Consider the following 14639-nt stretch of genomic DNA (forward strand, 5'->3'; position numbering starts at 1 on the left):
GCAATATTTTTTATGAGCATTCCAGGACGTCCAGGGCCGGGACCGGTTTTTTCTGCAGAATTGCCACCCGGTCATGACCGCCGTAATCCCGCACAAATTCGGCAGGGGCATAACCCCCTGCCTCAAGGCAAAGATTTTCAACGGCCGATTTCTGATCCCAGCCGATTTCCATGAGCAAAAATCCCCCGGCCAGCAAATAATCCTGAGCCTTGCACACGATCTGCGAGATGGCAAAAAGCCCGTCATCAGCGCCGTCGAGTGCCATACGGGGTTCGTATTGACCCACTTCCGGCTGCAGGTCCCCGAACCGGGCAGACGGGATATAAGGCGGGTTGGAAACAATCATGTCAAAACCGGCACAATCGGCATTTACCGGGGACAACCAGCTGCCGGCGAAAAAATGAATGAAACGGGCCACCCCTTGGACTGCAGCGTTTTTCCGTGCCACCTGCAGGGCGGCAGGCGAGCGGTCCACGGCGAAATAGCGGTTTCCGGGCCTTTGAGCGGCAAGACAGACAACAATGGCCCCTGAACCTGTGCCCAGATCCAGAATTTTTCGGCTGCCACCGTCATCTTCCGGCAGACGTTCAAGTGCGGCTTCCACCAGGTGCTCGGTTTCAGGCCTGGGAATCAAAACATCAGGTGTAATGGTAAAGCTGCGGCCCAGAAATTCCTTTTCACCGAGAATATAGGCAACCGGCTCGCGCCTGACCCGGCGGCGGATCATCTCCCGGAATGCTGCCAGTTCCTCCCCGGCCAGGGGCTGATCATGGCGCATGTAGAGGTCAATGCGTGTGGTTTCCATCACCGCGGCCAGAAGAATCTCTGCGGTCAGTCTGGGAGAATCGATGCCATGGGTGTCAAAATAGCCGGCTGTCCACTGAAGGGCGTCAAGCACGGTCCATGTGGGCGGTTTCCGGGGACTGGGATTGCTCATTTTGTAATGCCTGCGCCTGATAAAAAGTGGCCAGCTCGTCGATAATTTCGTCCAAAGCCCCTTGAAGGACCTGTTCCAGCTTGTATAGGGTCAGGCCGATGCGGTGGTCGGTCACCCGGCCCTGGGGGAAATTATAAGTGCGGATCCGCTCGCTTCGGTCGCCGCTGCCCACCTGGCTGCGGCGTTGCTGGGAAATCTTGTCGTTCTGCTCCTGGAGCTGGATGTCAAAGAGCCGGGCGCGCAGCACTTTCATGGCCTTGGCCTTGTTTTTGTGCTGGGACTTTTCATCCTGGCAGGTCACCACCAGTCCGCTGGGCAGGTGAGTGAGGCGAACCGCGGAATCCGTGGTATTCACCGACTGCCCGCCCGGTCCGCTGGAGCGGAACACATCCACGTGGATTTCGCTGGGATCGATATGGACTTCCACTTCCTCGGCTTCCGGCAGAACCGCCACGGTCACGGCAGAGGTGTGAATCCGTCCCTGGGCCTCGGTGGCCGGAACCCGCTGGACCCGGTGGGTGCCGCTTTCATATTTCAGGTGGCTGTAGGCCGCCTGGCCCTTGACCATGGCAATGACTTCCTTGAGCCCGCCCGAGTCGTTCCAGTTGGCGTCCATCAACTCGATTTTCCAGTTCTTGGCCTCGGCATAGCGCGTATACATGCGAAACAGATCATTGGCAAAAAGGCCGGCTTCCTCGCCGCCTGTACCGGCCCGGATTTCCAGGATCACGTTTTTGTCGTCATTGGGATCCTTTGGAATCAGAAGCTTTTTGAGGTCCTGCTCCAGGCGCTCCTTTTCGTCTTCAAGGCTCTCGATCTCGCTTCTGGCCAGGTCTTTTATCTCCGGATCCTGATCGGAAAGCAGCTCCCGGCTCTGGTCGAGTTCCCGGCATACCCGGTCGTATTCCCGGTAGACCTCCACGATCTTTCCCAGCTCGGAATGCTCACGAACATATTTGGGATACAGTTCGCGGTTGCCCACCACTTCCGGGTCGCTAAGCAGGCTTTCAAGTTCCTGATAGCGTCTTTCTATGCCGTCGAGTCGTTCTAACATAAACCGCTTAAATCCTGGTTATTTCTTGTCGTTTTGCTGAAATTTGGCATATTTGCGGCGGAACCGCTCAATGCGGCCGGCCGAGTCCACCAGCTTCTGCTTGCCGGTGTAAAACGGATGGCACTGGGAGCAGATTTCAACGGAGATATCCTCGCGGGTGGAGCCGACGGTCACCTCGTTGCCGCAGGCACACCGGATGGTGGTGGTTTTGTATTCCGGATGAATCTCTTTTTTCATTTCAAACACCTCAGCGTTGGTTCGGGTTCAATGTTCAAAGTTCAAGGTTCAGGGTTTTCAGGAATTCATGGCGTCGAGAAATTCCTTGTTGGTCTTTGTGCCCTTCATCTTATCGAGCAAAAATTCAAGACTGTCAATAGGATTTAAGGGAGAGAGCAGCTTGCGCAGGATCCAGACACGGTTGAGAGCGTCGGCATCAAGCAGCAGTTCTTCCTTGCGGGTGCCGGAGCGGTTGATGTCAATGGCCGGGTACATGCGGCGGTCGGAAAGTTTGCGGTCCAGGTGCAGCTCCATGTTGCCCGTGCCCTTGAACTCCTCGAAAATGACTTCGTCCATTCGGCTTCCCGTGTCAATCAAGGCCGTGGCAATCACCGTGAGGCTGCCGCCTTCCTCGATGTTTCGGGCAGCGCCGAAAAACCGCTTGGGCCGGTGCAGGGCATTGGCGTCCACACCGCCGGAAAGCAGCTTGCCGCTGGAGGGCACGGTCATGTTATAGGCCCGGGCCAGGCGGGTAATGCTGTCGAGCAGGATCACCACGTGCTTTTTGTGCTCCACCAGGCGCTTGGCCTTTTCAGCCACCATTTCCGCCACCTGCACATGACGCTCGGCCGGCTCGTCAAAGGTGGAGGAAACCACCTCCGCATCCACGGAGCGCTGCATGTCCGTGACCTCCTCGGGCCGTTCGTCAATGAGCACCACAAATGGGACCACGTTTTTGTGGTTGCCGATGATGCTGTTGGCAATGTTTTTGAGCAGCATGGTCTTGCCGGTGCGTGGCGGGGAGACGATCAGGCCTCGCTGACCGAAACCCAGGGGGGTCATCAGGTCCATGATCCGCATGGAATAATTGTCCGGCTCCCGCTCAAGCTTGACCTTTTTTTCCGGAAACAGGGGCGTGAGGTTGTCAAACAGGATCTTGTCCCGGGCGGCGTCCGGCTCTTCAAAGTTGATGGCTTCCACCTTGAGCAGGGCAAAGTAGCGTTCCGAGTCCTTTGGCTGGCGGATCTGGCCGGAGACCGTGTCTCCGGTCTTAAGACTGAACCGGCGGATCTGGGAAGGCGACACATAGATATCATCCGGGCCCGGAAGGTAGTTGCAGTCATGGGACCGCAGAAAACCGAAACCGTCAGGCAGAATTTCCAGGGTGCCTTCTCCGTAGATGAGACCGTTTTTTTCAATGTGGGCCTGAAGCAGCGAAAAAATCAGCTCCTGCTTGCGCATCCGGCCGACGTTTTCAATGTTAAACTTCTTGGCCATCCGGGTCAGTTCATTGATTTTTTTGTTTTTCAGTTCAACGATGTTCATGTAATCCCATTCCTGTGTTTTCTCCGATTCATTTCAAAATTGGGTTGTATGTCAGGCGTGCAGTGATCCTGCGGTTTTTCACCCGCATGGAGCCGGATGTTTGAAGCCCTGCGCATTGCCGGCAGCAGAGGCAAAACTGTAAAACGAGCAACAGGAAAGCTGCAAAGCCGGATATAGAAATTATGTGTCTTCTTAAAACTTTAGGTAATATGAGGCCTGATTGGTTTTTAAGATGTTGAAGAAGGATTCGCGCAAAACAAACGTCCAGGAGGCAGGAGCGTTTTGTCTATCAATAAGTCAGATAAAAGGTCCTGTCAACCATTTTCGCCTATTTTTTTATACTTTTCCGCAAGTTTTTCCAGTACCCGGTCCACCTGGGCATGCATTTGGTCAATACTTCCGTTGTTTTCAATAATAAAATCGGACATCCGCCGTTTTTGGGCTTCTTCCATCTGGATGTGCATCAGGGCCCGGGCCTGCTGCCGGCTCACATTGTCGCGCTGCATGATCCGGTGAATACGAACCTCGGTATCCCCGGAAACCAGAATCACCGCATCAAACTGGTCCTGCAGGCCGGCTTCAAACAGCAGCGGAACCTCCACTGCCGCCAGCCATGCGCCCTGCGCGGCCGCAGACCGGAAATGGTTCTGCATTTGCACCCCTACCTCAGGGTGGACATAGCTTTCAAGGTCCCTGCGTGCAGCCTCGTCCTGCGTGATGATCTGCCGCAGCCGGGGCCGGTCAATGGTGCCGTCTGCCGTAAGAATGTCTTTGCCGAACCGCTTTACAATCTGTTTGTGGGCCCGGCTATGAGGTTCAACCGCCTGTCTGGCCAGTTGGTCCGCGCTGACAACGGGTACGCCCGACGCCTGCAGGCGGCGGCAGACCAGGGATTTCCCGGAACCCACCCCCCCGGTTACCCCGATTTTAATCAGCCGGCAGGGTTGTCCCGGGGTCGTATGCTGTCTGCCCATTGCATGCACCCTGTTTTTGAGCTATGAATCAATGATCCGATCCGAACGCGGGTCGCCCCGGGAAAACAACACGAAAATGCAAGAAGAATAACTGCATATATGAAAAAATGCCTTTGATCAATACCAAATTTCTCCCGCAACCGCTTCTCCCGAAGATTCCGGAACAATCCGGGGCCTATCTGGTTGGGGGAACCGTCCGGGATCAGCTGCTTGGCCGACCTTTCGCCGACTGGGACCTGGCAGTGGAACACGACCCGGCCCGCCTGGCCCGGGCTATTGCCGAAGCTGAAAATAGCCGGGTTGTGGTTTTGGGCAAAAAAAGGCAAATCATCCACCGGGTGGTCAGCGCCGGCAGGATTTTTGACATTGCTGCCATCCAGGGGCAAACCATTTCCGAAGATCTGTTGCGCAGGGATTTTACAATCAATGCCATGGCTGTATCCCTGCCATCCGGCCGCCTCATTGACCCGGCCGGCGGCCGCGGCGACCTTGACCGCAGGATGATCCGAATGACCGGTAAAAGGGTTTTCGATGATGATCCCCTGCGCCTGTTGCGGGCCTTTCGCATGGCCGCAACCCTTGGATTTGCCATTGACCCGGAAACGTTTGCGGCTGTTTCCGAAAAAGCCGGGCAAATCCGGCAGGTGGCAGGCGAGCGAATCCGGGATGAATGGCAAAAGATCCTCCAAACACAGGATTCGGCACAATGGATTTCAGAGATGGACCGCGCCGGGCTTCTGGGAAGCCTGTTTCCGGAACTCGAAGCCCTGAAAAACTGCGGACAGAACCGGCACCACGAATTTGACGTATTTGACCACACCATGGCGGTATACAGGGGCCTGGAACAGATGCTGCACCAAAACCGCCCTGCCCTTGCGCCGGACCGGACCAATCAAGAACTGCTGAGCATGCCGGCGGCCGTGAGACTGCTCAAGCATGCCGCCCTGCTCCATGATATCGGAAAGCCACAGACCCGCACAACAGATGACCAGGGCCGTATCCATTTTTATCATCACCCCCGGGCAGGGGCGCAAATGGCCGGTCAGATCTGCCGCCGCCTGAGATTTTCCTGCGCGGATGCCGGTTACGTGACCTTTCTGATCCGCCATCACATCCGGCCCCTTTTTCTGTACACGGCCCGGCAGCGCAATGCACTCACCTCCCGGGCGATGACCCGCTTTTTCATCAAAACCCGGCCCTATACCCCGGATCTGCTGCTGATGGCGACTGCCGACATGACCGGTAAGAAAGAAAAAACAAATCCGGAATTTATCGAATTTGCCAAAGATTTGGCGCAGCGCTACTTCACCGGGCACCTTCCGGCCCGGGCGCGTCCCCGCCTGCTCACGGGCCACGACCTGATCCGTGAACTGGGGCTTTCCCCTTCCCCCCTGTTTGCAACAGTCCTGGACAGGGTTGAAGAAGGCCGGCTGGCCGGTGATATTGAATCCCGGGATCAGGCCCTGGAACTGGCCCGTAAAATCGTTGAAACGCAAAAGGATGCTTGACATAATGCCATCATTTTAATATATAAAAAAATTTTGCAAACGGATAAAATGTGATGGCACCGTAAAAAGTCTGATTTTAGATGGTGCCGTAAAAAGTTCAAGATCAAGGCTTGCGCAATTTCGAAGAATACAGCGTACTTATCCGTATGTGAAATTCTGAGAAATTGCGCGTAACGCAGATATTGGACTTTTTACGGCGCCATCAAAATGTAATCTGACGTACAGATAATGTATTGAACCGCATGTTTTTGACATCAACCTTGGGCAAAAGGAGAAAAAGGCGATGAACATTTTGTTTTTCGGACCCAACGGGAGCGGAAAAGGAACACAGGGAGCCATTCTCAAGGAAAAATTCAAGACTCCCCATATTGAATCCGGGGCCATTTTCCGCGAAAACATCAAGGGCGGAACAGAAATGGGCAAGCAGGCCAAGGCCTATATTGACAAGGGCGAGCTGGTGCCCGACGACATCACCATCCCCATGATCCTCGACAGGCTCAAGGAAGACGACTGCAAAAACGGATGGCTGCTCGACGGTTTTCCGAGAAACAAAAACCAGGCTGTCAAACTCCACGAAGCCCTGAAGCAAGCCGGCATGAACCTGGATATCGTGGTGGAAATCGAGCTGGACCGGGAAATCGCCAAAAACCGCATCATGGGCCGCCGTCTTTGCGTCAATGACAACAACCATCCCAACAACATCTTCATCGACGCCATCAAGCCCGACGGCGACAAGTGCCGGGTATGCGGCGGCGAGCTGCAGACCCGCTCGGATGACCAGGATGAAGCCGCCATTGACAAGCGCCACGGCATCTATTATGACAGCGAAACCGGCACACTGGCGGCAGCCTATTATTTCCGGGACATAGCGGAAAATGATCCGTCCATGAGCTATATCACCTTAGACGGCAAAAACAGCGTTCCGGAAGTGGCAGACGAACTTGTCTCCAAGCTTCCCAAATAACACTGCAGCAGATAAACCGGCATCAGATCCGAACCGGCCGCAAGCCGGCGGCATGGTCCACGTAGGTTTGACATTTTTGTAAAAAATATTAGGATACAGCGTAACTAAATTTCTTTGTAAAGGGGGTTGAAATATTTGAAGGAAATCGCGGTCAAAGTGGAAGACAACGACCTTGAAAAGGCCATGCGCATTCTGAAGAAAAAAATTCAGAACGACGGTCTGTTCAAGCGTTTGCGGCTCAAGAAGAACTACGAAAAACCCAGCGAGTACAGACGCCGCAAGAAACGTGAAGCTCAGCGGCGGCAGCGGATTGCAGAAGCCAAAAAGCGGATGCGAACCCGCAGATCTTGATGCCGGCAGGACCGAAGCACGAAAATGAAAAAAGTGCCATATTGACCCAAGAACCCGGAAGGCCCTGACGGCTTCCGGGTTTTTTACGCACCTGTAACGGGAAAAAGCCATGACCCAAAGCCAATATGACAAATGCCTGGCAGAAATGTTTGGCCTGCGCCGGTTCGGCATCAAACTGGGCCTGGACATCATCGATGCCATGCTCAAAGCCCTGGACCGGCCGGAACGCAAATTTGCCTGCATCCACGTGGCCGGTACCAACGGAAAAGGCTCCATTGCCTCTGCCCTGGCAGCTATCCTGCAGACTGCCGGCCTGCGGGTGGGGCTCTACACCTCGCCCCATCTGGTGCGGTTTAACGAACGCATCTGCATCAACAACCAATACATCTCGGATCATGAAGTGGTCAATGCCTGGCATGCTGCCAAAGCTGCCGCGCCGAAAGAGCGCGAGGCCACGTTTTTCGAGTATACAACGGCCATGGCCTTATACGCCTTTGCCAGGGCGGAGGTGGACTGGGCCGTGATTGAAACCGGCATGGGCGGGCGCATGGATGCCACAAACATTTTGCAGCCCAGACTCTGCATCATTTCCAACATTTCCCTGGAACACCGGTTTTACCTGGGAAGCACCATCGCCCAGATCACCGGCGAAAAAGCCGGGATCATCAAGCCCGACACCCCGGTGATCACAGGGGTACACCAAAAATCGGCCATCGAGGTCATTGAAAAAACAGCAGCACGCAACAATGCACCGGTTTTCCGCAAAGGCAAGGATTTTCGCATAAGACGCAGTCCCAAATCCGATGCCGGCAACTTCGGCTTCACCTACAAGGGTATCGATCACAAATGGACCGACATGCGCTCATCTTTGCAGGGCATCCACCAGCTCGACAATGCCGCTCTGGTGCTGGCGGCCTGTGAAGTGCTCATGGACCAGGGCACTGCCATTGATGTATCCCGCATCAAGGACGGCCTTGCAAATGTCCGGTGGCCGGGACGCCTGGAGATGATTGACACCACTCCGCCCATGATCCTCGACGGTGCCCACAACCTGATTGCCGCCAGAAGACTTGCGGCTTTTCTCTCGGATACGGCTGCGGACAAAAACATCACCCTTGTCATCGGCATACTCGATGACAAGCCCTGCCAGGCCATGCTAAACACCCTGGTGCCCCTGTGCCAGCGGGTGATCGTGACCCGGCCGGTGATCGACCGAAGCCTGCCGGCCCGGGTGATCGAGGCCGGGGTAAAAAAACTCACCGATCATGTGGAGATTGTCGAAAGTGTCAGGGATGCGGTGTTTTACGCCATGGAGACCACAGCAAACACGGATCTGATCTGTGTTGCGGGGTCACTTTACGTGGTGGGGGAAGCAAAGGCGGCCCTGGAAGGCGCCCGGGCGCCGGAACCCGTTTAAAAGCGGGCGTTTTTGGCCATCGCGCACAATCATTGCCGGCGGCCTGCAATTCCTGCTTGACTTCTGAAAAACGATCTTTTATGTTTCATGCCGTGTGCGCCCGTAGCTCAGGGGATAGAGCGTCAGCCTCCGGAGCTGAAAGTCGCAGGTTCGAATCCTGCCGGGCGTACCATTTTTTCCTTTCCCGCCCTTTGATGGTGCCGTAAAAAGTTCAAGATCAAGGCTTGCGCAATTTCGAAGGATGCAGCGTACTTATCCGGACGTGTAATTCTAAGAAATTGCGCGTAACGCAGATATTGGACTTTTTACGGCGCCATCACCCTTTTATTTCCGCAAAATCCAGAAGACAACAGAGATCACCACGCTGATGACAATCATGGTGGTCACGGGTATGTAGACTTTCAGCCCGGGCCGGTCAATGATGATGTCTCCGGGCAGCCTCCCGACGGGAAGCCGGACAATCCACGGCCAGAAAACACCGATGACGGCAATGACGATTCCGATGGCAATCAGGGTTTTGTTCATGGCAGCTATTCGCTGTAATAATCCCGATACCAGTCCACAAACCGTTGGATACCTTCTTTGATGGGCGTCATTGGCCGAAATCCCACGGCATTGTATAAATCATCAATGTCTGCGCACGTGGCCGGCACGTCCCCGGGCTGCAGGTCCAGATACTCTTTTTCCGCCTGTTTTCCCAGGATCTCTTCGAGCACGCGAATAAAATCCATGAGCTTTTCCGGACGGTTGTTGCCGATGTTATAGACCCGGTAAGACGTATATGAGGTGCCCGGATCCGGGCTCTCCCCGCTCCAGTCGGGGTCCGGCTCCGGCAGTTTGCCCATGACCCGGACCACACCCTCGATGATATCGTCGATATAGGTAAAGTCCCGCTGCATGCGGCCATGGTTGAATACCTGGATGGGCCTGCCCTCCAGTATGGCCCGGGTAAACAGGAAAAGCGCCATGTCCGGCCGGCCCCAGGGCCCGTACACGGTAAAAAAACGCAGGCCCGTGCAGCGCATTCCGTAAAGGTGGCTGTAGGTGTGGGCCATAAGCTCGTTTGCCTTTTTGCTGGCCGCATACAGGGAAACCGGATGGTCCACGTTATCATGCACGGAAAAAGGCATTTTGGTATTGGCCCCGTACACGGAACTCGATGAGGCAAAGACAAAATGGGACACGTTAAAATGCCGGCAGCATTCCAGCAAATTGACAAAGCCCACCAGGTTGGCGTCCACGTAGGCATGCGGATTTTCCAGGGAGTAGCGCACCCCGGCCTGGGCGGCCAGGTTGACCACCACGTCGAACTTGCGCTCGGCAAACAAACGGTTTAACGCATCCCGGTCTTCGAGATCAATGCGGTGAAAGGAAAACCCGGGCTTTTGTTCAAGCCTTCTTAAACGGGCCTTTTTGAGCTCCACATCATAATAGGCGTTGAGATTGTCAAGTCCCGCAACGGTTTTTCCTTCATCTGCCAGCCGGGAGGCCAGATGATAACCGATAAACCCGGCCGCACCGGTGACCAATACCTTCTTGAATTCCAATTTCAATGCCGTCCTTTTTGATGGTTTCGTAAAAAGTAAGTTTTCAGATGGCGCCGTAAAAAGTTCAAGATCAAGGCTTGCGCGATTTCGAAGAATGCAGCGTAGTTATCCGTACGTGAAATTCTGAGAAATCGCGCGTAACGCAGATATTGGACTTGTTACGGTGCCATCAAATTTACAGATTTTCAATGACGCGGCACAGTAGCCGGACCCCAAAGCCCGTGCCCCCGGGCCCGCAATAGTCGTTGGCTCCGGATGTATAAGCCGGGCCGGCAATGTCGATATGGGCCCAGCGCGACCCCTGGGTGAATTCAGACAAAAACAGGGCCGCTGCAATGGCGCCGCCATAACGGTTTTTGCCCACGTTTTTCAGGTCTGCAAAATCGCTTTTCAGATTTTCCCGGTAATCCTCGGGCATGGGCATGGACCAGCAGCGCTCGTGGGTCTTTTGACCCGCCTGCGAAATGGCCTCTGCCAGATCCGTGTCCGTGGAAAACACTCCGGCGATCTTTTCACCCAGGGCCACGATGCAGGCGCCTGTGAGGGTGGCCATGTCAATGACCACATCCGGGCTGTACTGCCGGATGGCATAATAAAGGGCGTCTGCCAGGATCATCCGGCCCTCGGCATCGGTGTTGCCGATTTCAACGCTTTTACCGGATGCGGTTTTGACGATATCGCCCGGCCTATAGGAATTGCCCGAGGGCATGTTTTCCACAAGGGGCATTACCCCCACCACCCGCTTGCTGCAGCCGGTCTGGGCTGTTGCAATCATGGCTGCGGCCACGGCCGCGGCTCCGGCCATGTCCTGCTTCATGGTTTCCAGACCTGATGCCGGCTTTAAGTTAATACCGCCGGAATCAAATGTCACACCCTTGCCCACAAGCACCACTGTCTGATCCCAGGTTTCAGGCTTGTAGTCGAGAATCACCATCTGGGGCCGGCCGCTGCTTCCGGCGGCCACGGCCAAAAGCGCCTGCATCTTGTTTTTCCGCAGATCACCGCTATCCAAAACCACGGTCTCCAGGGGATATTTTTCAGCCGCCTTGACAATGGAACGGGCAAAGCGCGCCGGCCGCTTGTCATTGGGCGGCATGCTCACCCAGTTTCTGGCCATGTGGGTGCCCTTGCAGACAATTTCGGTTTTCTGCGCCAGGCTCCGGGCCAGGCCGGCGAAATCCTTGCCAACGGCAAACGCGATGGATTTCAGGGCCTTGTGGGGTTTTTCCTTTTTGTAGAAGTCAAAGCGGTAATTGGCCAAAACAGCGCCTTCCATCAGGGCTTCGGCCGCATCCCCGGGGTCCATGCCGCAGGCCCGGGCCTCGGGCATGCAGAGCAGAAGACCGGACATATCCGCGTTCACGGCCCTGCCAACAGCTTTTCCCGCAGCCCGGCGAAGGCTTTCCGCCGTAAGATCGCCTGTTTTGCCGAGGCCGGCCAGCATGACCCGCTGCGCCTTTGTCCCGGCCGGAGCATAAAGGATCAACGCATCGCCGGATTTGCCGGAAAACTCGGTATATTGCCGGCCCTGGTCAATGAGCGCCAACATTTTTGCATCGTTGTATAGCGCTGCGTCCTCGCAGACAAACAGAAGCATGAGATCGGTCTTGATCGCCTTTGGATCGCCCGAACGAATGGTCAGCAATGAAACCTCCCCTATATTTACAGATTTCTTTCCTTTTGAATGGCTTCCCAGGCCTCCTGGATCTCCCGGAATTTGTCATGGGCAAACCGGACAAATTCCTCGGGCAGCCCCTTGGAGGCAATGGTGTCGGGATGGTAGTCCCGCACCAGCTTGCGATACTGCTTTTTGATGGTATCATTGTCATCAGATGGACTGACCCCGAGCACGGAATAATATTTTTCAGAAACCGATACATATCGTGACTTCATGTTCTGGTAATCCGCATCCGGCAGCCGGAAGGTGCGCACCGCGGTTTCAATGAGCGCCTCTTCGCTTTTGTCCATGGTGCCGTCTGCCACCGAGACCCGAAGCAGAATGTCGATCATCAGCTCCAGAAGCTCGGGCCGGTCATGAAACTGCTGGTAGAACTGCAGGGCAAAGTCGTCGAAAGTCTGGGGCGCATTTAAAGCCGTGTAAAATATTTTTTCCGCCATCTGGCGGCTTTCGGCGTTGAGGTGCAGGTCCTGGGCCATGAACCTGCGGATGGAAGCCATTTCCTCATCCGTGACCTGCCCGTCCACCCGGGCCAGCTTTGCCAGCATGGAAAATGCCGCCACAAAAAAGGTCAGCTGGGCCTTTCCCTGGGGCGACATCTGCGCCTCATTGGGCAGTTCCCGCTGCTGCTGGCCGTTGTCTGAATCCATCAGGTGCCCAAGGGCCGCACCCCCGATGGCGCCCAGGGGTCCGCCCAAAGCAAATCCAATGGTGCCACCCACCATTTTTCCAAGCCATCCCATATGTCATCCTTGTTCACGGTTCAGTGTTGATAAGAGTGATTAAGTGTTAAGTGTTTTGCGCAAAAGGTTGAAGGCGGTTTCAGCAAATATGCGCTTGTTGGCCATCCGGTTTTCAAACGGAAATTTGTATTTCCTGGCAAAGCTCTGCTCCGGGCCGCAAAGGCCGATGCAAACCGTGCCCACGGGCTTTTCTGCCGTACCCCCGCCGGGGCCGGCAATGCCGGTGACAGAAACCGCGTAATCCGCATTGGCCATGCGACTTGCCCCCTCTGCCATTTCCCTGGCGGTTTGTTCGCAAACCGCTCCACAGGTTTCCAGGGTATGGGCCGAGACCCCGAGCATGCGCATTTTGGCGTCATTGGAATAGGTCACCACCGAGCAGAGAAAATACCGGGAACTTCCGGCTACATTGGTGATCCGGCTGGCGATCATGCCCCCGGTGCAGGATTCGGCCAGGGCCAGGGTGGCGGATTGCCGGGATAAAAGATCGCCCACCACCTCTTCCATGCGCTGGCCGGTCTCGGAGAAGACATAATCGCCCACGCGCTCGCGCACCCGGTCTGCGGCAGCGCTGACAGCGGCTTCCAGGGCGCTGCAATCTGTTCCCGAGGCTGCGAGCTTGACGTGGATCACCGGAAATTCGGCCAGCATGCCAAGTTTTACACCGTCTAATGATCCTGTCAAGTCCGCGAGCCGCTCGTTGACATGGGCCTCGGGCAGGCCGAACAAAGACAGCCGCTTTTCCCGGTAAAAACTGCCCGTGCCCTTTCTGGCCGCATCCGCCTCAAGGCTGGCAATCACATGATCGGCCATCATCTGCCGCATTTCAAATGGCACCCCGGGCAAAAAGAAAAACCGGCACCCACCCATCTTTAGGGTAAAGCCCGGAGCCGTACCAACGGAATTGAGCAACGGCGTTGCGCCCTGAGGCAGCAGGGCCTGCTTTGCATCAGAATCGGAAACCGGCCGGTCAAAGCGTTTGAAAAACGCTTCCATGTAGGCCATGGCCTCGTTGTTGCGCTCCAGCTCCACCCCGGCAGCCCGGGCTGCGGCCGAAGCAGTGATATCATCCACGGTGGGCCCCAGCCCGCCGGTAACAACGGCGATATCGGCCCGCTGCCCGGTTTCGGCAAGCACGTCTGTTAAGCGCTCCATGTCATCGCCCACGCACACGTGGCGGCCCACGGCAATGCCGGTTTCATACAGGCGGCCTGCAATCCAGGCGGCATTGGCGTCCACCACCGTGCCGGTCAACACCTCGTCTCCGGTGGAAATAATTTCTGCTATCATTGGGGTTCCTGTTATCCTGACAATTGATGGCACCGTAAAAAGCTTCTAAATAACTTCGTTCAAAGTTCAAGGTTCAAAAAAATAAAATCAAAACTTTTAAGCATGCGGCAAAAAGTTATTTGCAGTGTTCGGTCCTGGGCTGCGGCCCTGGAAGGACGGTTCCAAGGAAGTCCAAGGACGGGGTCGGTTTTTGAAGCGACATTGAGCGTTTACGGAAAAATTCAGCAAATGCCGGAGCTAAAAAATTTCAAACTGTTTGAGGCCGACAGGCCGAGTTTTTGAAATTTTAAGCGAAGGCATTGGCTGAATCCGTAAACGGTCAGGAGCGAAAAAACTGACCCCGGCCGCAGGGCTTCCTTCCTGACAAACAGCGGACGCGGTAAAAAGCTTTTTACGGCGCAATCATATTTAAAGGATTCATACCGAAATGTAGCTTCAAACACAAATGAAAAACCAGCACAAATTTTTGCTTGACAAATCCGTTAAAAAGCTTTTATTGATTCGTAAAACATACAAATTTAAACAAACCGGTCCGAATGTATTTGACTGTATCGGAAAGACCCATGTATTTATTTATTCTGCAGACAATGAAAACAAACCAGAACTGGTGGTGGCGGACCAGCATAGCGGGGTC

14 protein-coding genes and 1 tRNA gene are annotated in these 14639 nt (G+C 55.1%); 5 read left to right on the forward strand and 10 right to left on the reverse strand.

Features of this window, described 5'->3' with window-relative positions:
- Positions 1 to 10: 10 nt before the first annotated feature.
- The 5 genes from prmC to coaE all read right to left on the reverse strand — a co-directional run bounded on the left by prmC (position 11) and on the right by coaE (position 4507).
- Positions 11 to 937 carry a peptide chain release factor N(5)-glutamine methyltransferase gene (prmC, locus tag HNR65_RS05865; protein ID WP_181550522.1) on the reverse strand — a complete coding sequence of 309 codons (927 nt, stop codon included), beginning with the start codon at positions 935 to 937 and terminating at the stop codon, positions 11 to 13.
- Positions 891 to 1991, reverse strand: coding sequence for a peptide chain release factor 1 (gene prfA / locus HNR65_RS05870; RefSeq protein WP_181550523.1), 1101 nt, complete (start codon positions 1989 to 1991; stop codon positions 891 to 893). Before prfA ends, prmC begins: the two co-directional genes overlap by 47 nt.
- Positions 1992 to 2009: 18 nt before the next feature.
- Positions 2010 to 2228, reverse strand: a complete 219-nt coding sequence (rpmE, locus tag HNR65_RS05875; RefSeq protein ID WP_181550524.1) for a 50S ribosomal protein L31 — start codon at positions 2226 to 2228, stop codon at positions 2010 to 2012.
- Between the two features lie 57 nt (positions 2229 to 2285).
- Positions 2286 to 3533, reverse strand: a complete 1248-nt coding sequence (gene rho, locus HNR65_RS05880; RefSeq protein ID WP_181550525.1) for a transcription termination factor Rho — start codon at positions 3531 to 3533, stop codon at positions 2286 to 2288.
- 314 nt (positions 3534 to 3847) lie between these two features.
- Positions 3848 to 4507, reverse strand: a complete 660-nt coding sequence (gene coaE, locus HNR65_RS05885; protein WP_181550526.1) for a dephospho-CoA kinase — start codon at positions 4505 to 4507, stop codon at positions 3848 to 3850.
- A 113-nt stretch (positions 4508 to 4620) separates the two neighbouring features.
- Here coaE and HNR65_RS05890 point away from each other — a divergent pair, with 113 nt between their 5' ends.
- From HNR65_RS05890 to HNR65_RS05910, 5 genes are all read left to right on the forward strand, one after another.
- Complete coding sequence (locus HNR65_RS05890; RefSeq protein WP_181550527.1) at positions 4621 to 6015, forward strand: CCA tRNA nucleotidyltransferase; 1395 nt, start codon at positions 4621 to 4623, stop codon at positions 6013 to 6015.
- Between the two features lie 283 nt (positions 6016 to 6298).
- Complete coding sequence (locus HNR65_RS05895; RefSeq protein WP_181550528.1) at positions 6299 to 6979, forward strand: adenylate kinase; 681 nt, start codon at positions 6299 to 6301, stop codon at positions 6977 to 6979.
- A gap of 135 nt (positions 6980 to 7114) precedes the next feature.
- Positions 7115 to 7330 carry a 30S ribosomal protein S21 gene (gene rpsU, locus HNR65_RS05900; protein ID WP_181550529.1) on the forward strand — a complete coding sequence of 72 codons (216 nt, stop codon included), beginning with the start codon at positions 7115 to 7117 and terminating at the stop codon, positions 7328 to 7330.
- A gap of 109 nt (positions 7331 to 7439) precedes the next feature.
- Entirely contained in the window at positions 7440 to 8747 is a 1308-nt protein-coding gene (locus tag HNR65_RS05905; protein WP_181550530.1) for a bifunctional folylpolyglutamate synthase/dihydrofolate synthase, read from the forward strand.
- 96 nt (positions 8748 to 8843) lie between these two features.
- Positions 8844 to 8919, forward strand: a tRNA-Arg gene (locus HNR65_RS05910).
- 152 nt (positions 8920 to 9071) lie between these two features.
- Here HNR65_RS05910 and HNR65_RS05915 read toward each other — a convergent pair.
- From HNR65_RS05915 to HNR65_RS05935, 5 genes are all read right to left on the reverse strand, one after another.
- Positions 9072 to 9272, reverse strand: a complete 201-nt coding sequence (locus HNR65_RS05915; protein WP_181550531.1) for a DUF2905 family protein — start codon at positions 9270 to 9272, stop codon at positions 9072 to 9074.
- A gap of 5 nt (positions 9273 to 9277) precedes the next feature.
- Positions 9278 to 10294 (reverse strand): NAD-dependent epimerase, encoded by a 1017-nt coding sequence (locus HNR65_RS05920; RefSeq protein ID WP_181550532.1) that lies wholly within the window; start codon positions 10292 to 10294, stop codon positions 9278 to 9280.
- A 175-nt stretch (positions 10295 to 10469) separates the two neighbouring features.
- Positions 10470 to 11939 (reverse strand): leucyl aminopeptidase, encoded by a 1470-nt coding sequence (locus HNR65_RS05925; protein ID WP_181550533.1) that lies wholly within the window; start codon positions 11937 to 11939, stop codon positions 10470 to 10472.
- A 17-nt stretch (positions 11940 to 11956) separates the two neighbouring features.
- Complete coding sequence (locus HNR65_RS05930; protein ID WP_181550534.1) at positions 11957 to 12715, reverse strand: TerB family tellurite resistance protein; 759 nt, start codon at positions 12713 to 12715, stop codon at positions 11957 to 11959.
- Between the two features lie 39 nt (positions 12716 to 12754).
- The gene (locus tag HNR65_RS05935; protein ID WP_181550535.1) at positions 12755 to 14005 is read right to left on the reverse strand and encodes a competence/damage-inducible protein A; all 1251 of its coding nucleotides are present in this window, start codon (positions 14003 to 14005) and stop codon (positions 12755 to 12757) included.
- Positions 14006 to 14639 lie beyond the last annotated feature (634 nt).

The sequence above is a fragment of the Desulfosalsimonas propionicica genome, assembly GCF_013761005.1.
Classification (GTDB): Bacteria; Desulfobacterota; Desulfobacteria; order Desulfobacterales; family Desulfosalsimonadaceae; genus Desulfosalsimonas; species Desulfosalsimonas propionicica.

What these genes read in the sequence shown, in the direction of transcription:
- prmC (WP_181550522.1), bottom strand. Translation starts at nt 937, where the DNA reads ATGAGCAATCCCAGTCCCCGGAAACCGCCCACATGGACCGTGCTTGAC.
- prfA (WP_181550523.1), bottom strand. Translation starts at nt 1,991, where the DNA reads ATGTTAGAACGACTCGACGGCATAGAAAGACGCTATCAGGAACTTGAA.
- rpmE (WP_181550524.1), bottom strand. Translation starts at nt 2,228, where the DNA reads ATGAAAAAAGAGATTCATCCGGAATACAAAACCACCACCATCCGGTGT.
- rho (WP_181550525.1), bottom strand. Translation starts at nt 3,533, where the DNA reads ATGAACATCGTTGAACTGAAAAACAAAAAAATCAATGAACTGACCCGG.
- coaE (WP_181550526.1), bottom strand. Translation starts at nt 4,507, where the DNA reads ATGGGCAGACAGCATACGACCCCGGGACAACCCTGCCGGCTGATTAAA.
- HNR65_RS05895 (WP_181550528.1), top strand. Translation starts at nt 6,299, where the DNA reads ATGAACATTTTGTTTTTCGGACCCAACGGGAGCGGAAAAGGAACACAG.
- HNR65_RS05905 (WP_181550530.1), top strand. Translation starts at nt 7,440, where the DNA reads ATGACCCAAAGCCAATATGACAAATGCCTGGCAGAAATGTTTGGCCTG.
- HNR65_RS05915 (WP_181550531.1), bottom strand. Translation starts at nt 9,272, where the DNA reads ATGAACAAAACCCTGATTGCCATCGGAATCGTCATTGCCGTCATCGGT.
- HNR65_RS05930 (WP_181550534.1), bottom strand. Translation starts at nt 12,715, where the DNA reads ATGGGATGGCTTGGAAAAATGGTGGGTGGCACCATTGGATTTGCTTTG.
- HNR65_RS05935 (WP_181550535.1), bottom strand. Translation starts at nt 14,005, where the DNA reads ATGATAGCAGAAATTATTTCCACCGGAGACGAGGTGTTGACCGGCACG.